The sequence below is a fragment of the Muricauda sp. SCSIO 64092 genome (assembly GCF_023016285.1).
Classification (GTDB): Bacteria; Bacteroidota; Bacteroidia; order Flavobacteriales; family Flavobacteriaceae; genus Croceivirga.
The window spans coordinates 1210692-1235160 of record NZ_CP095413.1 but is presented as its reverse complement, the minus strand read 5'-3'; the positions used below and the strand labels follow the sequence as shown (position 1 = coordinate 1235160).

19 protein-coding genes are annotated in these 24469 nt (G+C 43.3%); 9 read left to right on the top strand and 10 right to left on the bottom strand.

Annotated features, from left to right (window positions below; genetic code table 11):
* Nucleotides 1-584: 584 nt before the first annotated feature.
* The 4 genes from L0P88_RS05150 to hemN form a co-directional block, all read right to left on the bottom strand.
* A complete protein-coding gene (locus L0P88_RS05150; protein WP_247133548.1) occupies nucleotides 585-2849 on the bottom strand; it encodes a TonB-dependent receptor domain-containing protein in 2265 nt (754 codons plus the stop codon).
* Between the two features lie 79 nt (nucleotides 2850-2928).
* The gene (locus tag L0P88_RS05145) at nucleotides 2929-3303 is read right to left on the bottom strand and encodes a hypothetical protein (protein ID WP_247133547.1); all 375 of its coding nucleotides are present in this window, start codon (nucleotides 3301-3303) and stop codon (nucleotides 2929-2931) included.
* Nucleotides 3304-3430: 127 nt separating this feature from the next.
* Nucleotides 3431-4252: a universal stress protein gene (locus tag L0P88_RS05140; RefSeq protein WP_247133546.1), complete on the bottom strand. Its 822-nt coding sequence runs from the start codon at nucleotides 4250-4252 to the stop codon at nucleotides 3431-3433.
* A gap of 37 nt (nucleotides 4253-4289) precedes the next feature.
* The gene (gene hemN, locus L0P88_RS05135) at nucleotides 4290-5648 is read right to left on the bottom strand and encodes an oxygen-independent coproporphyrinogen III oxidase (RefSeq protein ID WP_247133545.1); all 1359 of its coding nucleotides are present in this window, start codon (nucleotides 5646-5648) and stop codon (nucleotides 4290-4292) included.
* A gap of 149 nt (nucleotides 5649-5797) precedes the next feature.
* Between hemN and L0P88_RS05130 the strand changes: the two genes are divergently transcribed.
* Complete coding sequence (locus L0P88_RS05130) at nucleotides 5798-7645, top strand: CBS domain-containing protein (RefSeq protein ID WP_247133544.1); 1848 nt, start codon at nucleotides 5798-5800, stop codon at nucleotides 7643-7645.
* Nucleotides 7645-8838 carry a succinylglutamate desuccinylase/aspartoacylase family protein gene (locus L0P88_RS05125; RefSeq protein ID WP_247133543.1) on the top strand — a complete coding sequence of 398 codons (1194 nt, stop codon included), beginning with the start codon at nucleotides 7645-7647 and terminating at the stop codon, nucleotides 8836-8838. The genes L0P88_RS05130 and L0P88_RS05125 overlap by 1 nt, the downstream gene beginning before the upstream one ends.
* 57 nt (nucleotides 8839-8895) lie before the next feature.
* Here L0P88_RS05125 and L0P88_RS05120 read toward each other — a convergent pair whose 3' ends face one another.
* Both L0P88_RS05120 and L0P88_RS05115 read right to left on the bottom strand, forming a co-directional pair.
* Nucleotides 8896-9618, bottom strand: coding sequence for an energy transducer TonB (locus tag L0P88_RS05120; RefSeq protein WP_247133542.1), 723 nt, complete (start codon nucleotides 9616-9618; stop codon nucleotides 8896-8898).
* 86 nt (nucleotides 9619-9704) lie between these two features.
* Nucleotides 9705-10442 (bottom strand): DUF2490 domain-containing protein, encoded by a 738-nt coding sequence (locus L0P88_RS05115; RefSeq protein ID WP_247133541.1) that lies wholly within the window; start codon nucleotides 10440-10442, stop codon nucleotides 9705-9707.
* A gap of 190 nt (nucleotides 10443-10632) precedes the next feature.
* Here L0P88_RS05115 and L0P88_RS05110 point away from each other — a divergent pair, with 190 nt between their 5' ends.
* The 5 genes from L0P88_RS05110 (at nucleotide 10633) to L0P88_RS05090 (ending at nucleotide 18419) form a co-directional block, all read left to right on the top strand.
* Nucleotides 10633-11424, top strand: coding sequence for a universal stress protein (locus tag L0P88_RS05110; protein WP_247133540.1), 792 nt, complete (start codon nucleotides 10633-10635; stop codon nucleotides 11422-11424).
* 18 nt (nucleotides 11425-11442) lie between these two features.
* The gene (locus L0P88_RS05105) at nucleotides 11443-13281 is read left to right on the top strand and encodes an SLC13 family permease (RefSeq protein ID WP_247133539.1); all 1839 of its coding nucleotides are present in this window, start codon (nucleotides 11443-11445) and stop codon (nucleotides 13279-13281) included.
* A 60-nt stretch (nucleotides 13282-13341) separates the two neighbouring features.
* Nucleotides 13342-15228, top strand: coding sequence for a DUF4914 family protein (locus L0P88_RS05100; protein ID WP_247133538.1), 1887 nt, complete (start codon nucleotides 13342-13344; stop codon nucleotides 15226-15228).
* A gap of 246 nt (nucleotides 15229-15474) precedes the next feature.
* On the top strand, nucleotides 15475-17103 hold the full coding sequence (pckA, locus tag L0P88_RS05095) for a phosphoenolpyruvate carboxykinase (ATP) (RefSeq protein ID WP_247133537.1): 1629 nt from the start codon (nucleotides 15475-15477) through the stop codon (nucleotides 17101-17103).
* 14 nt (nucleotides 17104-17117) lie between these two features.
* The gene (locus L0P88_RS05090) at nucleotides 17118-18419 is read left to right on the top strand and encodes an ATP-dependent 6-phosphofructokinase (RefSeq protein WP_247133536.1); all 1302 of its coding nucleotides are present in this window, start codon (nucleotides 17118-17120) and stop codon (nucleotides 18417-18419) included.
* Between the two features lie 30 nt (nucleotides 18420-18449).
* Here the strand turns inward: L0P88_RS05090 and L0P88_RS05085 are convergent, their stop codons facing one another.
* From L0P88_RS05085 to L0P88_RS05075, 3 genes are all read right to left on the bottom strand, one after another.
* Nucleotides 18450-18599, bottom strand: a complete 150-nt coding sequence (locus L0P88_RS05085) for a hypothetical protein (RefSeq protein ID WP_247133535.1) — start codon at nucleotides 18597-18599, stop codon at nucleotides 18450-18452.
* A 120-nt stretch (nucleotides 18600-18719) separates the two neighbouring features.
* Complete coding sequence (locus L0P88_RS05080) at nucleotides 18720-20099, bottom strand: sugar porter family MFS transporter (RefSeq protein WP_247133534.1); 1380 nt, start codon at nucleotides 20097-20099, stop codon at nucleotides 18720-18722.
* A gap of 34 nt (nucleotides 20100-20133) precedes the next feature.
* Nucleotides 20134-21369, bottom strand: a complete 1236-nt coding sequence (locus L0P88_RS05075) for a 3-deoxy-D-manno-octulosonic acid transferase (RefSeq protein WP_247133533.1) — start codon at nucleotides 21367-21369, stop codon at nucleotides 20134-20136.
* A gap of 87 nt (nucleotides 21370-21456) precedes the next feature.
* On the opposite strand from L0P88_RS05075, the gene L0P88_RS05070 reads away from it, so the two are divergent.
* Together L0P88_RS05070 and galE are read left to right on the top strand one after the other, a co-directional pair.
* Nucleotides 21457-22611, top strand: a complete 1155-nt coding sequence (locus L0P88_RS05070) for a DegT/DnrJ/EryC1/StrS family aminotransferase (protein WP_247133532.1) — start codon at nucleotides 21457-21459, stop codon at nucleotides 22609-22611.
* Nucleotide 22612: 1 nt separating this feature from the next.
* Nucleotides 22613-23653, top strand: coding sequence for a UDP-glucose 4-epimerase GalE (gene galE / locus L0P88_RS05065; RefSeq protein WP_247133531.1), 1041 nt, complete (start codon nucleotides 22613-22615; stop codon nucleotides 23651-23653).
* Between the two features lie 213 nt (nucleotides 23654-23866).
* Here the strand turns inward: galE and L0P88_RS05060 are convergent, their stop codons facing one another.
* Nucleotides 23867-24376: an alpha-ketoglutarate decarboxylase gene (locus L0P88_RS05060; protein ID WP_247133530.1), complete on the bottom strand. Its 510-nt coding sequence runs from the start codon at nucleotides 24374-24376 to the stop codon at nucleotides 23867-23869.
* Nucleotides 24377-24469 lie beyond the last annotated feature (93 nt).

Below are 24469 nucleotides of genomic sequence, written 5' to 3'. Positions count from 1 at the left end.
TAAGACAACCTTACTATTCCCAACTTTAAAACATCACCTATATTATGGGCTTCGGGAATATGGTTTACTTCAGTTTCCACACACTTTTTTCAAACGATGCTGTCATTCCGAACTTGATGCGGAATCCACGGTATTTCCTGAGCAAATGGATTTCTGCCTTCCCTTCGACTCACCTCCCGCGCGAAACGTTCAGGGTGATGCAGGAATGACGACTTATCGGTTTACAGGGAATTTCATTGTTTTGTTGGGAACTCTGGACTTCAAATCCAAAGGGGTTTCTTCGGAAACCTAACCTCCTACATTTTCTAGTTGTAGTTTGTTCCATTTTTCCGATGTTCGCTTGTTTGGATTCCAAAAAAGAAGACGATGGGCCAACTATCGAAGAAGTTGATGGTCAAGCTACTCTGACCTGCTCCCAGTACCCTTAGGATGGGTTTAGTTATGAAGGGTGTCACTAAATGCGCTTGCGTCAATTGCCCAAAACATTGTTAGTGGCCATTGGTGATCGCACAAAAACCAGATCTTTTGAAATAAGAAGTACTTTTTCAAAAGATCTGGTTTAGTGTGTAAGGCAGGTGCCTTTGCTAAAAAACAAAATTTAAGGACGCAAAGGCGTTACGTCCGGGAGCAAAAATGGGAATATTGTTTCCCCTTACCGAGCGATTTAAATGTTCATAATAGTTATCGTCAAAAATATTGTTCACACCCGCGGTGAGTCGAGTCGCCTTTGTCAATTGATACGCCAATTGCACATTCAGTAAAGAAAAGGAAGGGGTTTCCGTTTCTCCAAACTCTGTGGATATCCGCGACTGTCGCAGGACATGTCTAAAAGTAAGTTCAGGTTTTAGTTTACCATCAAAATAGTCTCCGATCAAGACATATCTAAAATCCAAAGGGGCAATTTCCGGCAATGGCTCATCACGTTCCAAATCCTGGGCATAGGTATAGGCCATACCCACCTGGTGTTGAAGGCCGACCAACAATTGTTGTTTCCAATTAATTTCTATCCCGGTCTTAAATGCATCCTCAATATTCACAAATTTCCTGACACCGGGGCTATTGGGTAATCTTGGTGACAGCTCGGAATCGATAAAAGAAGATATGAAGTCCTGTAAATACCCGGCAAATAGGTCTACTCCCAGATTGCTATGGGTACCCGTCCATTGAAAGGAAAGATCCAACTGATTATTGACTTCCGGATCAAGTTGGGGATTGCCCAATAGTTCGAAGGGATCTTGGCCTACCGGAAAATAATTAATGAAGCGTTCCGTGAGGCCTGCACTGCGTTGCGCACGTCCCAACCAAAGTCCCATAACCAAATCCTTCCCAATAGTTGTTGTGGCCCCCAGGCTAAAACTTGGATTAAATTGGGTTATCTGCGCATCTCCATTGACCTGGGCAAATTCATCGGCAGGATCATTGGTGTTTGCGCTATTCACTTCCAATCTTGTGGAGAAAACGAATTGGATGTTTTTTGGTTTAAAATGGTATTCGGCAAAAACACTACTTTTTGTAATAAAGCCATCTTGCCAAGCATTATCTTCAAAGGTACGTCCGGCATTAGGACCCATCAAGAATTCGCGAACCCTTGTACCTTCGGCACCTTCACGCCTGAAATCGGCCCCTGCAAAAAGGTTCGATTTTTCAAAATCCCAGATACCTTCGGTCCTGCCTCCATAATTATAAGTTGTGGCGTTGGTTTCGGCATTCAGCATTCTGGGATCAAGAGGTTTAAGGAGATTGTCCATTAAATGATCGACAAATGAGGCAAAAACCGTGGTGTTCCAGGAACTCAAGCTCCTGTTTTCAAAAGTAACATCATGCTTGGCATTGAACAGCCAGGTGTCGTCAGTCCTCAGGTCCATGGGCAGAGCTGGAAAATCGGCGTCCCTGGCTATATTATAGATTGCCGATAACCGTAATTGATGGTCATCGGAAATGTTGAATCCTAAATTGGTGCCAAAACTACCACGGTTAAAATCCGCTGCTACGACCTGACCGTTACCGGAAGTATAATCGTTGCCCTGGGACCATGAACCAAATAAAGCGATATCGTGATTTTCCCCACTAAAACCCAATTTCCCCTCATTTCTAAGAACTGTACCATTGCCCTCATATCCGCTGGATACGCGGCCATAGAGCGCATCTTCTTCCGTGAAACGTAGCTTGGTGGGAATAAAATTTATGGTAGCCCCAAATCCTGTCCCAAACCTAAGGGCGTGGGGACCTTTGAGTACTTCTATGCGATCTAACATGTTTGGTGCCATTTGACTGGTAGGGGGATCCATGCGGTTTGGACAGGCCGCCGTTGCGCCCTGGGCCCCATTGAGTACTATATTTAATTGATCATACTTAAAACCCCTAAAAACGGGATCAAAGCCATAGTTGCCCCCCTTGCGAATGCTATTTAATGCAGGGTTTTGATTCAATACGGACGCACCGTCGTGGGCCAATTGTTCCTGGTAGTCCAATTTTACCTTGTCCGCAGGTTTTTCATTGGGCCTTAGGGCAATTACCGTTACCGGATATAGATTTACCGTAATACTTTGTTGGTAAAGCACCTTTTCACGAATCATTTTCAAAACGGCATCATTATTCAATGCCCATTTTCCATAGTTGATGTGTGATAAGTACAAAGTTCCTCCTTCATTATATGCGAACTGAAAATTTCCGTTTTCATCCGTTGTTCCGTTTTGTTGGCCGTATTCAAAGGTTGCGCCTACAATGGGCATGGCATTGTCCTTGTCCAACAATTTTATGGTCTTGGTTTCTTGGGCCATGGATAAAAACCCCATGTGGTAAATAAGGGCAACCAACAGCCCTTTGCAAACTGATTGTATAAAATTCATTATTGTTATTTGATAATTCGACTGTTCCGAGTAGTTTAGGCTTTATGTCGCCTAAGGGACTGGTACCGGGTTTCGGTTTTTAGGACAGCTCAGGGGGGTGAATTATCTTGAACACAAGAAGAAGGGCACGCAAGTTTTGCGAAAATCCAATCGGATTGTTCTTATGATGGGCCCTTATTTCAAAATCAATAAAATTAGAAGTGATACCAATTGGCAATAGCAATGGGATTTCCAGCATTTGCAGTTCACCAAATGGATTCTTGTGATTGTTTCTGGATTCTTCGGCCAACATTTTGGATAAATAGCATTTGCCATCACATTCCAGTTGGGGCCTGTTTTTGTTTTCACAGAGGTTGGTGACGATATAATCGTAATTGATAATGTATTCTGCTATGGGCCATAACGGTTTTACCATCATGATAAAAATGAGCGGTATGGCCATAAGCTGTTTCACGCTTCAAAAGTAGGGGGTATACGGAAGGGAAAAACTGACTTTTATCATATAAAAGATAAAAATATCCTTTTTTAAAAACCCTTGCTGTCATGACAGCAAGGGTCCTAAAAATACTCAGTTTAGTTAGTTATAGTTTAAAGGTAACCACAGGTATTTTACTGTGGTTGGCAATATCCTCTCCAATACTTCCCATAAAAAAGTGGGAAAGTCCCTGCCTTCCATGCGTTGGTATTCCAATTAAATCGGCAGCATTGGATTCTGCATAATTCAGGACACCTTTTTCAACGCTATAATCGTTATAGATATCGACTTCCAATCCCAACATGGCGATATTCAAAAATTTGGAAATACGACTGTAGGCATCTTCCGTACTTAGAAAGGCATCTGCGGGTGTATTGATGTATACCAGTTTAAGTTCTGCACCCAGTAATTTGGCAAATTCAACGGCCTTTTTCACTGCTGGTACGCTTTCTTCCTTAAAATCACTTGCGAAAATAAAACGTTCGGCCTTGAAGTTTTCCACTTCTCCCTTAACTACCAAAACCGGGATTTCGGAGCTGCGCACCACGCGTTCCGTATTGGAGCCAATAAATAGTTCCTGAAGGCCATCCGTGCCGTGCGATCCCATCACGATCAAATCAATTTCGTGCTTTTCGGCCACACTATTGATTTCGCTAAGTACCTTATAATGCTTAATGATAGGAGTAACGTTTACGCCCTTTAAATAGTCTTTGGCCAGAAATTCCGAAAAACGTTTTTCCGTAAGCTTCATTAGGTGGACAATATGCTCTTGGGGCAAATACTCGCCACTGCTCATAATGGCAGGGGAAAGTTCCAGCATATGGAGCACAAACAGTTCCGAATCAATTTTTTTGGCCAAGTTGGCCGCTACTTTTAGGGCAACTTCGGATTGTTCCGAAAAATCTATGGGTACAATTATACTTTTCATTTTTATAAGATTTAGGACCTATCAATGGACAGGTGGATTAGACAGTCATGGAAAACAGGCGGGTTTCCGGCTGCTTTCGGTGTAATTTTAGATCAAATGCCATACTTATATTTCTAATGAATGGTCTTCCTTTTTCAGTAACTTCAATGCTATTGGAACCCATACGGACCAATCCATCCGTCTCCAATTCGCGCAAGTTGTCCATAATGTGGCCAAAGTCCAAATGTTGGGTCTGTTCAACTTCCCAAGAGGTGTTAAAGTGGCACATTAAATTTAAAATGTGTTTGCGGATCAATTTGTCCTCATCATTCAAAATATGTCCGCGATACACAGGAACAATATCGTGAGCAATTAAATGTTGGTATTCTTCAATACTCTTCACATTTTGGGCAAAAGCATGCCAACTGTCGCTTATGCTGCTTGCCCCAAGTCCAATCATTAACTGGGTTTTGGAAGGGGTGTATCCCATAAAGTTCCGGTGTAGGGTCCCTTTCTTAATGGCTAGGTAAAGGTCATCCGATTCCACCGCAAAATGATCCATTCCAATTTCCTTGTAGCCTTTGGCCAACAACCACTGTTTCCCAATTTCATACTGCAGTTTTTTATCCTCCGTATTGGGAAGGTCACTATCCAGGTATCCGCGTTGTCCGTTTCCCTTTCGCCAGGGAACATGGGCATAGCTATAAAAGGCGATACGATCGGGCCTTACTATGTTGGTATGCTCAATGGTGTTCTTCACATCATCCACGGATTGGAATGGCAATCCATAGACCAAATCGTGCCCAACGGAGGTATAACCAACCTCCCTTGCCATTTCCGTTACGGACTTCACCTTTTCGAAAGGTTGTATCCGATTTATGGCCAACTGTACGTTTTCGTTATAATCCTGTACACCAAAGCAAACCCTTCTAAATCCCAGATCGTAGAGGGCCCGTAAGTGTGCTTTGGTCGTATTGTTCGGGTGGCCTTCAAAGCTTAGTTCGGCGTCGGGGGCCCTATCGGCAAACCTAAATATACCATTGATGAGGCGGGTCAGGTTTTCCGGTGAAAAAAAAGTGGGTGTTCCTCCACCAAGATGCAGTTCCTTGATCAAAGGTTTTTTCCCAAGAATATCCCGGTAAAGTACCCATTCCTTAAGTAGTGTATTGATATAAGGTGCTTCCACCTCATGTTTTTTGGTAATCCTTTTATGGCAACCACAAAAAGTGCACATACTTTCACAAAAGGGGAGATGGATATAAACACTTATGCCTTCTTTCCCAGACTCGTCAAAGCGTTGCCTTACACTTTCCTTCCATTTTTTACCGGAGAAATAATCCCCATCCCAGTACGGGACAGTTGGATAACTGGTATAACGCGGGCCGGGAACATTATATTTGCTCGTTAAATTGCACATACCTGTTCAATATACTTCCAAAAGTATCGGCGTTCAACCAAAGAAAATATGATAAATGTCATTTCGGCATATTTTCAAAGCCTCTAGGCTGATAATTGTCATGTTTTCAACGCCTACGGATCGTTAGATTTGTTAAAAAGAAGCTCCTTATGGGAGAAATGATTAAAAACAATACGAAGGACATTGTGGAACGAATGGCCTTTGTACAACATTTAATAGACGATATTAAGGCACTTGAGCTTTTACTGGAAAGAGGGCTTTTTGAAGATGATATCGTTCGTATTGGAGCAGAACAGGAGCTCTGTCTTATAGATGAGGACTATAGGCCGTTTGGGGTGAACCTGGAATTGTTGGATGCTATCAATGATGCGCATTTTACTACTGAATTAGCAAGTTATAATATTGAGATCAACCTGGATCCCTTTGAACTAAAAGGGAATTGTTTTTCATTGGTTGAGGACCAATTGCGTAGATTACTTGAAAAGGCAGCTAAAAAGGCGAAGGGATTGAATGCAAAACTATTGCTGGCCGGAATTTTGCCCACCATTGGTAAAAAGGAGGTTGGACTGGATCATTTGACCCCCATACCACGGTATTTTGCATTGAATGAAATGCTAAAAACCTATAAGGGAGGCGATTTTAATCTCAAAATCCGTGGGGTGGATGAACTGTTCCTAAGACATGATTCCGTGATGTTTGAGGCCTGTAATACAAGCTTCCAATTGCACCTTCAGATACCTTCGCACGATTTTGTGCAAAGCTATAACTGGGCCCAGGCCATAGCTGGCCCCGTACTTTCGGTCTGCTGCAACTCTCCACTGCTCATGGGCAGGGAGTTATGGAAAGAAACCAGGATAGCCTTGTTCCAACAAAGTCTGGATACCCGAAAAACGGCCTCGGCCCTTCGTAATCAAACGCCAAGGGTCGGCTTTGGGGACCATTGGGAAAAAGGCGATGTGGCGGAAATATTTAAGCAGGATATTTCCAAACACCGTATATTATTGACCAAACCCATTGAGCAGAATTCCCTTGAAAAGTTGAACAATGGGGAGATACCCAAACTGCCTGCACTTTGTTTGCACAATGGAACGGTCTATCGGTGGAACAGGGCCTGCTATGGTGTTGGCAATGGGAAGCCCCATCTTAGAATCGAAAATAGATATATCCCTTCCGGGCCTTCCGTATTGGACGAGATAGCAAACTTTGCTTTTTGGGTTGGATTGATGAAGGGTCGTCCAAAAGCCTTTGATGATATGCCATCCCAAATGGATTTTAAGGCTGCGAAAACCAATTTTATCAAGGCTGCGAGATCTGGAAAAGAGACCTTGTTTTCCTGGTGCGGTGAATCGTATACCGCCAAGAAATTGGTTTTGAACAAACTTTTGCCCATCGCTTATAAGGGGCTACATAGATGTGGTGTGGATGATGAGGACGTAGAACGTCTTTTGGGCATAATTGAGGCCAGGACCAAAGGCAGGACGGGGGAGCAGTGGCAGGTGGCCAACCTAAGAAAACTGAAGAAAAAGTTCAAAACGGATAAGTCACTCGTGCTATTGACCAAGAAAATGGTGGAGAATCAGACCAATAACCTTCCCATCCATAAGTGGGAAGATATTCATCTGGAAAAGGTTAAACGCACCCCTAGATTGGTCAAGGAATTAATGACCACCCATCTGTTGAAACTGAATGAGGATGACTATGTGAGTATGGCAAAGGCCATTATGGAATGGAATGGAATCCATCATATCCCGGTGGAAAATGATCACGGGGAATTGGCAGGGCTTCTTACCTGGGGGTATTTGGAATCTTTGGAAAAAGAAGTCAATTTTGAGAGTACCGTAGTGTCGGATGTTATGATAAAAGATGTCATTACCATTTCGCCAGAATCAGAAGTTTCCCTAGCTTTAGCATCCATGGAAACAAATAAAATTGGTTGTCTTCCGGTAGTTTTGGACAATACTTTGGTAGGAATTCTCAGTAAAACAGATTTTTCTTAATGCCCCAACCTGTTACAACAATAAATGGGACCTCTAAAGAGGTGCATAGGATTATTGGCCATATTAAAGGAGAAGTTCCAGGCCCAACGGTAGTATTTTTTGGGGGCATTCATGGAAACGAGCCTGCCGGGGTCAAAGCCTTGCAGCATGTTTTCTCCGAGATGGAAGACGGATCGGCCCATTTTTCCGGTGAATTTTTTGGTATTGCCGGTAATTTATCGGCACTGCCCATAGATGCCCGTTTTATTGATGAAGACTTGAACAGGATATGGTTTCCCCATAGAATGGAAAGTCTGTCCTCGCCAAAGCCTTCCAGAAGTATTGAGGAGAAAGAGATGCTGTCTTTGCATACCTTGATCAATCAGATTTTGGAAACCGCTTCCCCACCATTTTACTTCATTGATTTACACACAACTTCCGGTGAAACGGAACCTTTTATTGTCATGAATGATAGCCTGTTGAACCGGAGATTCACCAGAAACTTTCCCCTGCCGAGTATTCTTGGTATTGAAGAGTACTTAACAGGGGCCTTACTGAGTTATATCAACGATTTGGGTTATGTGGCCTTTGGTTTTGAAAGTGGACAACATGGCGATATCAAAGCCATCGTAAACGCGGAAAACTTTATTTGGTATACCCTGGGGCTCACCGGGTATTGCCCCATGCCCAAGCAAGAGCTCAAGACCTTGCGGATGAAGCTGAATAAGTCCAGGACCCCAAAACGTTTCTTTGAAATCTACTATCAGTATCTAATTAAAGAGGGCGAGGAATTTGAAATGCTCCCAGGTTTTATCAATTTTCAAACCGTACCCAAGGGCACTACAATTTCCATGGCCCAAGGCGCTTCAATAACCACGGACAAAAGTAGGCAATTGTTCATGCCGCTTTACCAAGATAAGGGTTACGAAGGCTTTTACTTTATTAGGAGCATCCCTTACTTTTTCCTGTGGTTGTCAAAATATCTTAGAAAGTTAAGGTTTGATGATTTTTTGGCCTTATTGCCAGGGGTGAAATGGGCGTCTGCCAAAAAGGATGCGCTTTATGTGGACAAACGGATTGCCCGATTTTTTGCAAAGTCCTTTTTCCACTTACTGGGATACAGGACCCGGGAGATGGATAAAACCCATCTGGTCTTAAAAAACAGGGAACGCAATTCCAAGGCCACGGACTATCAAAAAGCGCCATGGCAATAAAAAAGCCCCGAAGCTTTTAAAGACTCCGGGGCCAAAATGAATGTTATGGAAACCCAGCTATTGCATCATAAAATTAATAGGGATACTATAGCCAACTTTTGCTGGACGGCCACGCTGCATTCCCGGCTTCATCTGTGGAAGTGAAGCTATGATCCGAACAGCTTCCTCTTCCAAAAGGCGGTCTGGTCCACGTTTTCTAATGCCGGAAACTTTACCGGTTCCATCAATTTCGAACTGTACGAAGACCCTTCCACTTATGCCCATTTCCAAGGCAGTTTTCGGATAATTAAAATTCTTTTGAATATGTTCCTGGATTTTTCGGTTAAAGCAAGCTTTACGTTCCGCTTCACTGCCCAGGTTTTCACAGCCTGGAAATACGGGAACGTTTTCAATAACCGCAAATGGAACCAAAATCTCTTCCTCTTCCTCCCCAACATCAACATCATCAACACTAACAACCTCCTCTACAAACGTATCCTGGCTACTCTCGGTACTTTCAATGATGGTCTCTTCCACTTCCTCAATATCCTCTACAACTTCTATCACATCAGGAGTTGTTGGTGGCGGTGGAGGTGGAGGTGTCTTTATGAGTTCAGTGATGGGCACTTCTTCATCCATTTCATCCATTACATTCAATACATTGACGAATTCTTCATCGGAGACATAGGTTTTGTGCTCCAACATCCGCCAAGTGGCAAACAATACTATAGTCAGCCCAATTACAAAATATAGGCCACTATTTCGATTTAGATCGGCTTTTGGGTTTTTCTTGACTTCCATGACATTTAACATTTATTTGTTGATAAAAGTAGAATTCATATGCCGGAAAAAACATGATATTTATCAAGTTTCCAATTTTATGGCCCCTATTTTGAGGAATCAGCAAAATCTGACTGGGTGAGATCCTCCGGATTTCTTTTGAAGAATAGGGTTTTTAAGTGCACGGCTACCCTTAGTCTGTCGAAATTTTTTTTGCCCACATGGGTTTTAAAATACCCGAACTCCATGGAAACATCCTTACCTAGTTTTCTCCCAATACCCACAAAAAATCGGTTTTGGTCAATATAGAGTTCATCAAAATTGAAAAAGGGTTCGTCCGTACATTTAATATAATAGGTAGTGCCAAGTCTTTGTTTAAAACCAAGTCTATAGCGTAATCTGGTGTTAAAGATGTTTTCGGTGGGTTTGTCGATCCACCGATGTTCCATCCGCAACCTATGTTGTAGTGTTCCCGTTTTTATCGTGGCTTGCTCATAGACCCAGACCTGGGTGGTCAAGGTTTCGAATTCATGATGGTACAAAGGCTGTGAGTCGACGTAGGCAGTACCCAGGGTTAATTTTAAGGTAGGGCTTGTTTTATACGTCACTCCCGTCCTGACAAACCCAAATTCCGTTTGTTCGGCCAAATTCTCATAGCATAAAATGGCCACCACCGGTACACTCCATTTTTCGGATAGTTGGTTGTCCATGGAGAACACCATCCAGCTACCAATATCGGTCTTGGTGTTTTCTTGACCGCGGATACCCACGATCGCTAAAAGGAAAAAGGTTTGGAGTAAGAGACTTCGCAGCCTGTTTGGGGGTTTCACTGATGAATTTCCCATGCTATGTTGTTAAAAAACGGGCGCAAGTTCCCCCGCATATTTTTTGCAAATAATGACATCTATCATATGGTGTTATGAAAACTTTAAAATGAAATGAAAAACAGGAAACCTGATATCCATCATGTTTTAGGATTGGGATGGATTATACTTTTGGCTTTGGAATTGATCCAGTAATAGAAATTTCATAGGTATGAGCAGTATTAAAAAAATTATGGTTCCCTTCGATTTTACGGAACCGGCTATAGCAGCATTGGACTACACCCTGAGCTTTGTGGGGTATGATAATCCCATACAGATTACGGCACTATACGTTAGCACTACTGAAGTTAGCGATAGGGAGCGCAAAGAAGTCATGGAAAACTTTGCCAGGGAAGTATCCAACTTAAATAAGAGAACACATTGGCATCCGGAATTGTTGATTTCCCAAGGGGATTTGGAAGAGACCATTTTAAGGTCAAGGAGGGCCCAAAAGGCAGATTTGATCATTATGGGCACTTTGGGCGATTCCAGTGTGGGGGAACCGCTGACGAATACGTCACAATTGGTGCTGGACGCCGATTGCCCGGTTATATCCGTTCCATTTGGTACCCAAATCCAAAAGCCCCAGGCAATTGCCCTGGTATTGGGCAAGGAAGAAATAGAGGAACCCAAGGTTTTGGGATTACTATTGGATGTTGCCCGTTCCTTTAATGCCAAAGTACACGTATTAACCATCTATAAGGAGTCCATCTATGAAGAAAAGGTGATCGTTGAGACCAATGAAAGAACCTTGGAGTACTATTTGGAACATTTTTACGCCGAACACACTTTTGAAAAAAATGAAGATATAGAAAAAGGGATATTGGATTACATCGAAGAGAAAAACATTGACCTTTTGGCCATTTTGCCCAGAAACCATGCGAAAAAGACAAAACCTTCAGAAGGTCGTTTGACAAAATTACTGACCCTACATTCCAGTGTCCCCGTATTGACATTGGATTAATATGATGAAAGACTCCAAATGATTACACTTTTAATCATTCTTACCATAACGATTCTCCTCTTTATTTGGGGAAAGTTCCCACCAGATGTTGTAGCGTTAATTTCAATGATTACGCTCTTTCTCACGGGTATTTTGACCGCCGAGGAGGCGTTGAGTGGATTTAGCAATGCTACCGTAATTATGATTGCGGCCCTGTTTATTATTGGAGAAGGGCTTTCCAGAACAGGTTGGACGGCGATTGCCGGACAGCGCTTTGTGAGTTGGGCAAAAAAGAGTGTGCCTAAATTATTGGTTATTGTGACTTTAGGGGCAAGCGTGCTCTCAGGTTTTGTGAGTAACACAGGCACGGTGGCAGCTTTGCTTCCTGTTACCGTTTCCGCAGCATGGAATGCTGGGACCTTGCCCTCAAAGTTATTGATGCCCGTAGCGTTTGGTTCCAATACCGGTGGTTTATTGACCTTGACCGGGACCCCACCAAATATCATTGCCAGCAACACCCTTATTGAAAACAACCTGGAAGGATTTAGTTTTTTTGAGTTCTCCTTGATTGGCCTCCCTTTGTTACTTATCACCATTCTTTATTTCAGATATGTTGGCTATCGCCTGATGCCTTCGAATACCACAAAGGAAAAACCGGTGGATATTGATGTGGAAATGCATAAGTGGATTGAAAATTATAGTGTTGGCGATAACCTGTATCGATTGCGGATTCGTTCGATGTCCCCCCTTATCAATACCAAAATTGAGGACTGGGATTTTGAAGGAAAACACAATGTTTCCGTTATGAGGCTAAAAAGGAGGCACCCGAGTCCCTTGAAGCAAAAGGTTCCCCAATTTGTGGAATTGCCCGATCCGGATACCGAAATGCGGTATCATGATATCATTACCGTTAAGGGCCAGGCAGAGGATGTGGACAAATTGGTGCTTAAATTCTCCCTTGGTGTAATTCCTACGCCCGTAGAAATGGATACCTTAAAAAATGAGCTGATCAATCAGGAGGTTGGGATGGCAGAGATGTTCATCTCGCCAAACTCAATTTTTGTAGGTCGTGTAATCAATCTTGGGCATTACCTAAAACAAACGGGGGTACAACTATTGGCCGCCTCAAGGGACAATCGTCCTTTAACGGGGAAAATTAAAATGGAAGCCGGTGATGCTTTCGTTATCAGGGGGACATGGGAAAATATTGAAACCTTGAAATCCCTGTATGAAAACGTGGTTATCTCGGGAAGACCTGAGTCCATGGCAAAGAATGTGGCACAGTTGACCACTAGAAGTTATATCGCTATGGGCACCTTGATCTTATTGATCGCACTTTTGGTCTTTAAGGTGCTCCCCGGTGCAATGGCAGCCTTGATATGTGCAGGTATCATGATGTTGACCCGTTGTGTGCCGATAACCAAGGCGTACAAAGGAATCAGTTGGACCAGTGTGGTGATGATTGCTGCCATGATTCCCATGGGCTTGGCCCTCCAAAAGACGGGAGTTGCCCAAATGGCCGCGGAAGGATTGGTGGAGGTGCTGGGAAGCGTTCATCCCACGGCATTGTTGGCCGGTATTTTTCTATTGACCACAGCTTTTAGCCAAACGATAAACAATTCAGCTACAGCGGTCCTTATGGCCCCTATAGCCCTAATTGCGGCGAATTCCTTGGGAGTGTCTCCCAAACCCTATTTAATAACAGTGGCGGTAAGTGCATCAACAGCTTTTTTGACCCCTGTTGGAACCACAACCAACGCCATGGTATTATCCGCTGGCGGGTATTCTTTTATGGACTACGTAAGGGTCGGCGGGCCTTTACTGTTGCTCTTTTTTATAACCACGGTGTTGGTCGTACCGTTGGTCTGGAATTTTTGAACACGGCCTTTAAAAATATTTTGAAAGAAAAATTTAATTCATTTAACCAAATATAGAACTATGATTGATATGGAAACGACCTCAACAAAGCTCCCTGTTGGAAACATCGCTGAGCTACAAGAATTGTTGGATAAGGCACCAAGTGTTACCGTTGCGCGGAATGCTCAGGAATTGGTGGACCTTGCCGCCGGGGGTAAGGACAGCAACTTTCATGAAGTGCGATTCGATTTGCCTGATGGGCGAAGCTACCTTGAGGCCGAAGTGGCCCGTACCAAAAATGGCATCGCGGCCAATTACACCGAAGTATACATGCGTCGTCGCGATCCCAATTGTATGGTCATAGCCGATGATCTGCCTACGGATAAACCTACCTATGAAAAAAGGTTTGGTACCTCTTTTGACTCCCTAAGAACGGAAACTTTCGAATGGTTGAAAACACAGGATTTGGGAATGTTCTATTTCCATGCAGGCCAACCGGGTATGGGATATGATGCCGTGGCCGTCATTCCGGCCAATACAGGTTTTTTTGGACTGGGATTGGCCCTGTTGCAAGGGATACTGGACCCAGAAGAATTACCGGAGGATTTTGCCCCCGAAGCTGTGATATATGCTGCGCCTCCTTTCCGCCATACCCATTTTGAAGGGAAACAAGTGGTGGTACACAACCGGATACCGGGTAAATACGAAATGTTCTCATACAATCTTTATCCAGGTCCCAGTGCCAAGAAGGGTGTATACGGTATGTTGATCGGTAAGGGGGAAGATGAAGGTTGGGTTACGGCCCACTGTTCAACCGTACGTGTGATCACACCCTATGATAACGTGGTTACCATGATGCATGAGGGAGCCAGTGGCGGTGGAAAAAGTGAGATGCTTCAGTTGCCCCACAGGCAACCCGATGGTAGCCTCTTACTGGGTAAAAATGTTCTGACCGGTGAAGAACGTACAATTGAACTTCCCAGAACCTGTGACCTGCAACCCGTTACGGATGATATGGCATTATGCCACCCCAATCTTCAGAAAGATGCCAAAAAATTATGGCTTGAAGATGCGGAAGATGCCTGGTTTGTTCGTGTGGACCATATTGATGACTACGGTAAGGATATGATGCTCGAAAAAATTACGGCTCTTCCGGATAACCCCCTATTGTTCTTAAATATTGAAGCCGTTCCCGGAGGGCGTGCCTTGATTTGGGACCATAAGGAGGATGAGCCGGGAGTACCCTGCCCAAATCCAAGGGTAATTTTACCACGCGAATCGGTGCCAGGGGTATACTCCAAACCGGTTAGGGTAGATATTAGGAGTATTGGCCTAAGAACACCACCCTGTACCAAGAAAAATCCAAATTATGGAATTGTTGGAGTCATGCATATATTGCCACCGGCACTGGCTTGGTTATGGCGCTTGGTAGCCCCTAGGGGACATGCAAACCCAAGTATTATCCAGACCAAGGGCATTAGTAGTGAAGGTGTGGGCAGTTATTGGCCATTTGCTACGGGCAAAAAGGTGAAACAGGCCAATCTATTGCTTGAACAAATACAGAATACCCCAGGTGTGAAGTATATCCTTACACCGAACCAACATATTGGGGCGTGGAAAACAAGCTTCATGCCACAATGGATTAGCCGTGAGTATCTTGCGCGTAGGGGGAATGCCAACTTCTCCCCACATAGACTAAGTGCTTCCAGGTGCAGTTTGTTGGGTTATGCAATGAACTCCATGAAGGTAGAAGGGCGGCAAATTCCAAAATGGTTCCTGAAAGTGGAATATCAGGAAGAAGTAGGAAAGAAAGCATACGATAAAGGTGCTGATATATTATATGATTTCTTCATTAAAACGTTGGCGCAGTTTCAAGATGATACTTTGGACCCACTGGGTAAACGCATCATCGAATGCTGCTTGGACAACGGTTCCGTGGAGGATTATGAACAAGTATTTAAGTCGTAAATTGAATAACATTTAATCAATATAAAGTGGTTTAAACCTTTTAGATAGAGGCGAACCCGCATCTCCAGGAGTAATGCGGGTTCTCGCTCTTTAAAAAATTTCGACGGAGTGACGATCCCATTCCCCTTAGCAGGTGTTTTTAGGATTGAATAAAGGTAAGTGGCCACTATTACTGGTTTTTTAACCACGGTGCTGATTGTACCGTTGGTCTGGAATTTTGGACGCAAACTTTAAATCAATAACATTATGAATGCCGTTACAAGAAAAACAAGAGAATTGGAAAAGTACGGGATCAAGAATGCCACAGCGCATTGGAACTTAGATCCAGAGACCCTTCAAAAGATTACCGTTGAAAAAGGAATGGGTGTAGAGTCGGAAAATGGCACTTTGGCCATCAATACGGGTAAATTTACCGGACGCTCGCCCAAAGACCGTTTTTTGGTAAAGGATGATTATACCAAAGACAGGATTTGGTGGGGAAGAATCAACAAACCCATCTCACCGGAAAACTTTGAGAAACTTTATGACGAAGTAGTCAATTATCTGTCCGGAAAGGAGATTTATGTACGTGATGCCGCGGTCTGTGCGGATCCAAGGTACAGAATGAACGTTAGGAGCGTTACAGAATACCCATGGTCCAATTACTTCGTTAAGAACATGTTCATCCGTCTCCCGGAGGAGGAGTTGAAGGACTTTGAAGAAGAATGGTTGCTACTCTGTGCCCCGGGTTATGAGGCACCAAACCCCAAAGATTTTGGAATTATCGCTGGGAACTTCTCAATTTTGGACTACACACGAAAAATAGCGCTCGTTGGGGGATCTGAATACCCTGGCGAAATGAAGAAAGGGGTGTTTACTGCATTGAACTTCATCTTGCCAGTAGAGATGAATGTCCTGCCCATGCACTGCTCCGCCAATGTTGGGGAAAAAGGGGACACTGCCATTTACTTTGGGCTTTCGGGAACAGGTAAAACCACTTTATCTGCCGATCCAAATCGAAAACTCATAGGTGATGATGAGCATGGTTGGACAGCCGAGAATACCATTTTTAACTTTGAAGGGGGTTGTTATGCGAAGGTAATTGACCTCACCGAGGAAAAGGAACCGGACATTTATCGGGCCATCCGCCCTGGAGCACTCCTGGAAAATGTAATGTTCAAGGAAGGTACCAAGGAAGTGGACTATTTTGATAGTACCATTACATTGAACACCAGGGTAAGCTATCCCCTTGAACATATCGATAACTTACAGGTGCCGTCCTACGCGGATAATCCAAAGAACATTTTCTTTTTGACCTGTGATGCTTTTGGCGTATTACCCCCGGTATCCAAACTTACCCCCGGACAGGCGGCTTATCATTTTATTTCGGGTTATACCGCCAAGGTTGCGGGAACAGAAGCGGGAATCAATGAGCCAGTACCTTCTTTCTCTGCGTGCTTTGGCGAGCCTTTTATGCCATTGCATCCGGCAGTCTATGCAGAAATGTTGAGTAAAAAGATGACCGAGGCCGGTGTAAATGTTTGGTTGATCAATACAGGATGGAGTGGTGGTCCCTATGGGGTAGGTTCACGTATTAAATTGAAATACACCAGAGCCATGATTTCTGCCATTTTAGAAGGAGAATTGGAAAAAGTGGATTATGAGGTACACCCCATTTTTGGATTGTTTATGCCCAAATATTGTCCGAGTGTTCCTACAGAAATCCTAGATCCAATGAATACATGGTTACAAAAAGGTGCTTATGTTAGTAAAGCAATTCAATTAGCGCATTCTTTCCACATTAACTTTGATAAATTTGCCAGTGAAGCATCAGAGGAAATTTTAAATGGAGGACCGCTGATTGACTCGCACCATGAAATGAATTATCATATTTAATCAATAACGTCTATATGTTCCAAATAGAAAATTTGGGAGAGGCAGCGATTGAATCCCCCCTACAGTTAAGTACTGTCAGGGGGGATAATATCTTCAACTATGTTGATGATAACGACAGGCTGGTTTACGATCTCTCCATGGAAACCTACAATTCTTGTCTTGCCAATGGGGAAGAACCCAATTGCCTGGAAAAAGCCGGCCCCCGTCAAAACATTTATTTTGACCCAAAGAAGACAACAGCGGCCATAGTCACCTGTGGTGGACTTTGTCCGGGGATAAATAACGTAATCAGGGGTGTGGTAATGGCCCTGCATTATTTCTATGGGGTAAAGCGAATATTGGGTATTCCCTATGGATATGAGGGTCTCAATCCAAAAATGAAGCATAATCTGGAGGAACTTACCCCGGATAAGGTAAAGGACATACACCAGTTTGGAGGTACAATTTTAGGCTCTTCAAGAGGAGCCCAAGATCTTGGGGTGATGGTGGACACACTGGTCCAAAACAACATCAATATTCTTTTCACTATTGGCGGTGATGGCACTTTAAAAGGTTCCGATGCCATTGGTGAGGAAATCAAAAGGAGAGGATTGGATATTGCAGTAGTCGGCATTCCAAAAACTATTGATAACGATATTGACATTATTGATAAATCGTTTGGATTTGAAACTTCCTTTGATATTGCCAGCCCAATTTTACGGGATGCCCATAATGAGGCAAAAGGTGCCTATAACGGGGTTTCCATCGTAAAGTTAATGGGAAGGGATAGTGGTTTTATCGCCGCTTCTGCGGCATTGGCCCAACCAGTTGTGAATTTTGTCCTGATTCCGGAGTCCGAATTCAACCTTTATGGGGAGAACGGTTTTTTGGAATCGCTCAAAAGACGATTGGAATCCAAACACCATGCGGTCATTGTAGTGGCAGAGGGTGCCGGTCAACATTTGTTTGCCAAGGAGGATGTAAAAAAAGATGCTTCCGGAAATGTAAAACACGATGATATTGGGGTCTTTCTAAAAGATAAGATCATAGAATATTTCAAGGAAATTTTGCCCATTACAGTAAAATATATTGACCCAAGCTATATCGTTCGCAGTGCGGCCGCAAACTCCGGGGACAGTGTTTTTTGCAGTGGTTTGGCCTATATGGCCGTACACGGTGCCATGGCAGGAAAAACAAAATTCGTTGTCGGTAGGGTGAACAATAATTCTGTTTATTTGCCCATTTCAGCAGTGACCAAAAAACGAAAAAAGATAGATTTGGAAAGCGATTTTTGGTTTGCTGTGCTTCAAAGTACGGGACAGCCTTTTGTGATGTAAAACTGCCGGATCTTAATTCTGGGATGCTTTTTAAAATTGAATGCCCAATGCATCGAAAATTCCAAGTTGATCACCGATGATACAAAGTGGAATGGTGATTAGAATCCCAATCAATGCATAGACCATTATTCTAAGAAATAGATTTAAAAAGCTTGCTCCAATAGTAGTGTTCTGTGTCATAGAGAATGCTATTTCTAATAAATATAACGATTTCTTAAAGGAATTGGGTCAAAAAACAACGGTTAATTCGACCAATCCCAGGCTTTGTCCCGTATAAGGCAGCTTTTTTGGTGTTGAAAATTATTTGGAAAGGCTCAGTTTTTTGGCCAAATCCTCCAATGAGATTCCCTTGGTTTCCGGCATCATAAAGACAACCCAAAGTAACTGTAATATCATCATGCCCGCGAAAAATACAAAAATGGGCCAGGGGTTTTCCTTAAAGATTCCAATTTCGCTGTCCAAAAAGGTAGGGGTCAATAAGGTAATCAGTGCAGCGAAGACCCAATGCGTCCCTGTTCCCCAAGATTGCCCATAGGCCCGGACCTTATTCGGGAATATCTCTGAAATGAACACCCAGATTACCGATCCCTGTCCTACAGCGTGGGAGGCAATAAAAACCAAAATAAAAATGAGCAATAAAACGGAACTTGCTCCAGAATAAAAACACCATCCCACCATGGCAAGACTGATGATATAGCCCATTGACCCAATGTACATTAGTTGTTTACGTCCCAGTCTATCAATAAGGGCGATACCCACAAAAGTAAATAGCAGGTTGACGATCCCTATGGATATGGAACTGAAAAGGGATTCTCCGGTCGCCAGTCCGGCCCGTTCCAAAATCTCCGGAGCATAATACAGCACAAAATTAATGCCCGAGAGTTGGTTGAAGAAGGCCAATAAGAAGGCAAGCAAAAGCGGTTTATTGTATTTTCCGGAGAATAGCTTTTCCTTTTTCTTTTCAATGGATTCAACCAAGGAAACCTTTATTTGGGCCAATTGAATACTGGCTTCACTTTCCTTTATCCCCAATAAGGTCAACGATTTGATTACGACAGCATCGGGATTGTCCTTTAACAAAAGCCATCTTGGGCTTTGGGGAATTTTTAGGACCAGCAGGGTATAAATTAAGGCTGGTATTCCCTCCACACCAAGCATCCAACGCCAGGCTACATCTTCAGCGAAAATGGAACCAATCAGGTAGTTGGAAATGAAAGCTATCAATATTCCAAATACAATATTGAATTGGTACAAGGCGGTAAGCCTTCCCCTGTTTTGCGCAGATGATATTTCAGAAATATAAATTGGGGCAGCAACCGAAGATGCCCCTACACCCACACCTCCAATAAACCTAAAAAAAGAAAAACTATAGGGTTCGGTAGCCACAGCGGAACCTAGGGCGGAGACAAAATATAAGATTCCGATCCAAAACAATGTTTTTTTTCTGCCCAACTTGTCGGTTGGAATACCCCCGAACAAGGAGCCAAGCACCGTTCCCCACAAAGCCATGGACATGATAAAAATGCCGTGAAATGTGAAAATGGAATCGCCCAAGAACCAATTGGTTTCCCAAAGCTCCTTTATGGGTTGGTTGGCACCACTGATGACCACGGTGTCAAATCCAAATAAGAATCCGGCCAGTGCTGCCGTAATTGAAATCCTGAATATACGTTTATCCATTTTTGGTTTAGGTTTGGTTACAACTGCTAAAAAATCAAATCAAGTTTCCAATATACTGCATAACTGCATTTGTAGCACCAATTTTTCGCTGGATGTATTGGATATTGCCATTACCGGTCCGTATGGCAAGGTCAGGGTCATTGAGTAACCTTTCCATGGTGGTGTCAAATTCATTCTGGTCCTTAACGGAAAGTCCTCCCTTTAGGTTCACCAAATCCACGGCCTCCTTGAAATTGTGATACTTTGGGCCAAAGATTACCGGAACGCCAAATACTGCTGGTTCCAGGGTGTTGTGTAGTCCGGTTGCAAAACCGCCGCCTACATAGGTGAAATCCGCATAGCTATATATTTTGGTCAAAAGTCCAATGGTGTCAACAATGAGCACATCAACATCGGCAATGGTATGGGTGGTCAATTCGGAATAGCATATGGCCTTTTGGTCAATTGATGTTTTTAAATTTTTAATATGGGCCGTTTTGATATTATGTGGTGCCAGAACAAACTTTATCCCTTTAGTTGAACTATTGATGTATTTCACCAATATCCTTTCATCTTCGGGCCAAGTGCTTCCAGCTACAAAACACAGGGAGTCCCCTTTAAACCCTTCCATAAAATCCAAGGTGTTGTCCCGTTCAAGAATGGCATTGACCCTATCAAAGCGGGTATCGCCACTTACGGTCACGTTTTGGAATCCAATGGATTTTAGTAGTTCCTTGGAGCGATCTTCCTGCACAAAGAAATGCGAAAAAGTGTGGAGTGATTTTCTCATGAAACCGCCATACCATTTAAAATACACCTGTTTTTTTGAAAAAATCCCTGAAACCAATAGCGTGGCAATACCCCTTTTTCGCAATTCATGAAGATAGTTGGGCCATATCTCGTATTTAATGAAAATTGCAAATTTTGGCTTTACCATGTCCACAAAACCTTTAGCGTTTTTTCGGGTATCCATGGGCAAATAAACCACTACATCTGCTGGGGTTTTCCCTTTTTTGACCTCATAGCCCGAGGGGGAGAAAAAGGTGAGGATGAACTTATGGTTAGGGTACTTTGCTTTTAGCTTTTCCAATAAGGGCAGTCCCTGTTCATACTCCCCCAAGGAAGCCACATGCATCCAAATGGTTTGGTCAGCCGAAGACAAAGCATTTTCCAGTATTGAAAAGGTCTGCTTTCTACCATTCACAAATAGTTTGATTTTCTGGTTGAATTTGGCGATAAGGCGAAGATGGAACCATGCGAGCTGAACCAAAAAAGAATAAATTACCCTCACAAATTGCTTTTGCGCTAAGTTACATTTCTTACTCAAAACCAGGTTCAACTTGGGTTATTTCTTACTTTTGAAGTATAAAATGAATCCATGAAAAAAATACAAATGGTGGACCTTCAGGGTCAATTTGAAGGTATAAAAGAGCAAGTGAACCATTCGTTTGGATCCGTATTGGAATCTGCGGCATTTATTAATGGTCCGGAAGTCAGGGAATTTCAAAAGGAATTGGAGGAATACCTTGGGGTAAAACATGTAATTCCCTGTGCAAATGGCACGGATGCGCTTCAGATTTGTATGATGGGTTTGGGGTTAAAGCCCGGCGATGAGGTCATTACCGCGGATTTTACGTTTGCTGCCACTGTTGAAGTTATTGCCCTATTGGGATTGACCCCGGTATTGGTGGATGTTGAGGAAAATACCTTTAATATCGATCCAAAAGCCATTGAAAAGGCAATTACCCCAAAAACCAAGGCAATTGTCCCTGTCCATCTTTTTGGCCAGTGTGCCAATATGGATGTGATTTTGGAGCTTGCGGAAAAACACGAACTTTTCGTAATTGAGGATAATGCACAGGCCATTGGTGCCACACATACCTTTGCAAATGGAAATAAACAGAAGGCAGGGACCATTGGTGATGTTGCCGCGACCTCTTTTTTTCCATCCAAAAACCTGGGCTGTTATGGAGATGGAGGTGCTATTTTCACCAATGATGATGATTTGGCCCATACGCTAAGGGGAATCGTAAACCATGGGATGTATAAACGATATCACCATGATGTGGTTGGGGTAAACTCAAGACTGGACTCATTACAAGCTGCAGTGCTAAGGGCAAAATTGCCAAGGTTGGATGAATACAACGGAAAAAGAAGGGAGGCTGCCCGTAGCTATTCCAAAGCCTTTGCCGATCAGCCCAATATTGTTGTTCCGGAAACGGTAAATGGTTGTGACGGAATTTGTGATACCTGTGATTGTCATGTATTTCATCAGTATACCCTTCGAATTCTGAACGAAAAAAGGGACAAATTGGTACAACATCTCAATGAAAATGGCGTTCCATGTGGGGTGTATTATCCCATTCCCTTGCATCGGCAGAAGGCATATAGGGATAGCAGGTATGATGAGGCGGATTTTTCCATCACAAACCGGTTGGTCAATGAAGTCATTTCATTGCCGATGCACACCGAACTGGATGATGAGCAAATTGAATTCATCACAAAACTTATTATTGATTTTGTAAACCCATAGCATGAGCAAAAAAATATTGGTAACGGGAGGACTGGGTTTTATCGGCTCCCATACCGTAGTGGAACTTCAAAACGAAGGTTTTGAAGTGGTAATCGTTGATAACTGCTCCAATTCCACCGAGGAAGTCCTAGATGGTATTGTCGCCATCACAGGGCAAAGCCCGTATTTTGAACGTTTCGATCTAAGGGACAAATCAAAAGTTCAGGAGTTCTTTGCAAAATATGATGACGTTGGTGGGGTCATCCATTTTGCGGCCTCCAAGGCCGTTGGTGAAAGTGTTGAAAATCCGCTTTTGTATTACGAAAACAATTTAGGGGTATTGGTCTATATCCTTCAGGAGCTGACCAAAAAAGGGAGCGCTAGCTTCATTTTCAGCTCTTCATGTACGGTGTATGGGCAAGCGGATCGGATGCCCATCACCGAAGATGCCCCAGTTAAACCGGCCGAATCCCCCTACGGTAATACCAAACAAGTAGGAGAGGAAATCATAAAGGATGTGTGTAAGGTCAATCCGCAACTTTCGGCCATTGCCCTGCGATATTTTAATCCAATTGGTGCACATCCAAGCAATGAAATTGGGGAATTGCCAACCGGTGTCCCCCAAAACCTTGTTCCTTTTATAACGCAGACGGGGGTAGGCATGCGTGAGCAGCTTTCAGTTTTTGGCGATGACTATCCAACCGCGGATGGGACCTGTATACGGGATTATATCCACGTGGTGGATGTGGCAAAGGCCCACGTGGCTGCATTACAACGTTTGGTTGAAGGGGAAAACAAAGAGAATTTTGAGGTCTTTAACCTGGGAACGGGAACAGGGAGTTCCGTGTTGGAGGTCATCCAGAGTTTTGAACGTGTTTCAGGAGAAAAATTGAACTACAGAGTGGCCCCCAGAAGGGCGGGGGACGTTATACAGGCCTATGCCGATACCAGAAAAGCCAACGAAGTTTTGGGTTGGGAAGCAAAATCCACGCTGGATGATGCCGTAAGATCGGCTTGGAATTGGGAAAAGAAAATAAGGGATTACGAAAAAACCTCGGTTTGACCCTAACTTCTTCAATGACTTTTGAGAAGGGGACGAACGTCCCCTTTTTTGTGCCTTTTCCCAAACAACCAATTCAACCGATTGCTAACCGATATGGGGCCTTTGTTGTTCCAAAAACCATTCGTGGTCCCTGGGAATAAAATCAAATCAATTGGGAATGGATTTATAACGGTCACAAAAAAGGTCCCGTAATGTTTATTGACCATGGCATCCCTAAAAATAAACTCGGACAAAAGGAATCCAAGGATCGGCATAAATACTCCGTTGGTCATCAAAAAGAACGTCGTAGCGTATACCAAAAGTTATATTTCCCTGGGTGTAGCCGGCACCCAGAAATAAGGAAGTTAACCAGTAGTTCTCTTCCAGTGTCCCTACAAGTGGGGAATCATTGGAGAGGTTTACACGCCATTGCTCCAGTTCTGTCGAAAGTTGGATCATGGGTATGGGGTTGAAAAAATTCATCCATGTCGCACCATATCCAAAGAATTTGTTGTCCCCAAATTTTGCATAGTTCAATTGTAGGCCCATTCCGGTGGAATAATAGGGATTTACGTCGTAAATGGCACTGGGTGCAGCCTGAAAGTTGAAGCTGTTATTCCCAAAACCCAGACCCAGGCTTCCGCCATATCGGACATTTTCCCAAAACTGGTTTTGGTTGGCCCGTTGTGCATGGCCTTGCACAAAAACCAACAGCATAAAAGGGACAAGGATTTTTCTTAACATTTATTTTTGGATTTTATCGCCAATCAAGATATTCTAAATTACTGGTAAATTATTTGTTTGTCGTAATTTTGGGGGTAATTTTGAAAATACGAA

Bases quoted from the DNA above. Each gene is read 5' to 3' on its own strand.
- L0P88_RS05150 (WP_247133548.1), bottom strand. From the start codon at position 2,849: ATGAATTTTATACAATCAGTTTGCAAAGGGCTGTTGGTTGCCCTTATT.
- L0P88_RS05140 (WP_247133546.1), bottom strand. From the start codon at position 4,252: ATGAAAAGTATAATTGTACCCATAGATTTTTCGGAACAATCCGAAGTT.
- hemN (WP_247133545.1), bottom strand. From the start codon at position 5,648: ATGTGCAATTTAACGAGCAAATATAATGTTCCCGGCCCGCGTTATACC.
- L0P88_RS05130 (WP_247133544.1), top strand. From the start codon at position 5,798: ATGGGAGAAATGATTAAAAACAATACGAAGGACATTGTGGAACGAATG.
- L0P88_RS05125 (WP_247133543.1), top strand. From the start codon at position 7,645: ATGCCCCAACCTGTTACAACAATAAATGGGACCTCTAAAGAGGTGCAT.
- L0P88_RS05120 (WP_247133542.1), bottom strand. From the start codon at position 9,618: ATGGAAGTCAAGAAAAACCCAAAAGCCGATCTAAATCGAAATAGTGGC.
- L0P88_RS05115 (WP_247133541.1), bottom strand. From the start codon at position 10,442: ATGGGAAATTCATCAGTGAAACCCCCAAACAGGCTGCGAAGTCTCTTA.
- L0P88_RS05110 (WP_247133540.1), top strand. From the start codon at position 10,633: ATGAGCAGTATTAAAAAAATTATGGTTCCCTTCGATTTTACGGAACCG.
- L0P88_RS05105 (WP_247133539.1), top strand. From the start codon at position 11,443: ATGATTACACTTTTAATCATTCTTACCATAACGATTCTCCTCTTTATT.
- L0P88_RS05100 (WP_247133538.1), top strand. From the start codon at position 13,342: ATGATTGATATGGAAACGACCTCAACAAAGCTCCCTGTTGGAAACATC.
- pckA (WP_247133537.1), top strand. From the start codon at position 15,475: ATGAATGCCGTTACAAGAAAAACAAGAGAATTGGAAAAGTACGGGATC.
- L0P88_RS05090 (WP_247133536.1), top strand. From the start codon at position 17,118: ATGTTCCAAATAGAAAATTTGGGAGAGGCAGCGATTGAATCCCCCCTA.
- L0P88_RS05085 (WP_247133535.1), bottom strand. From the start codon at position 18,599: ATGACACAGAACACTACTATTGGAGCAAGCTTTTTAAATCTATTTCTT.
- L0P88_RS05080 (WP_247133534.1), bottom strand. From the start codon at position 20,099: ATGGATAAACGTATATTCAGGATTTCAATTACGGCAGCACTGGCCGGA.
- L0P88_RS05070 (WP_247133532.1), top strand. From the start codon at position 21,457: ATGAAAAAAATACAAATGGTGGACCTTCAGGGTCAATTTGAAGGTATA.
- galE (WP_247133531.1), top strand. From the start codon at position 22,613: ATGAGCAAAAAAATATTGGTAACGGGAGGACTGGGTTTTATCGGCTCC.
- L0P88_RS05060 (WP_247133530.1), bottom strand. From the start codon at position 24,376: ATGTTAAGAAAAATCCTTGTCCCTTTTATGCTGTTGGTTTTTGTGCAA.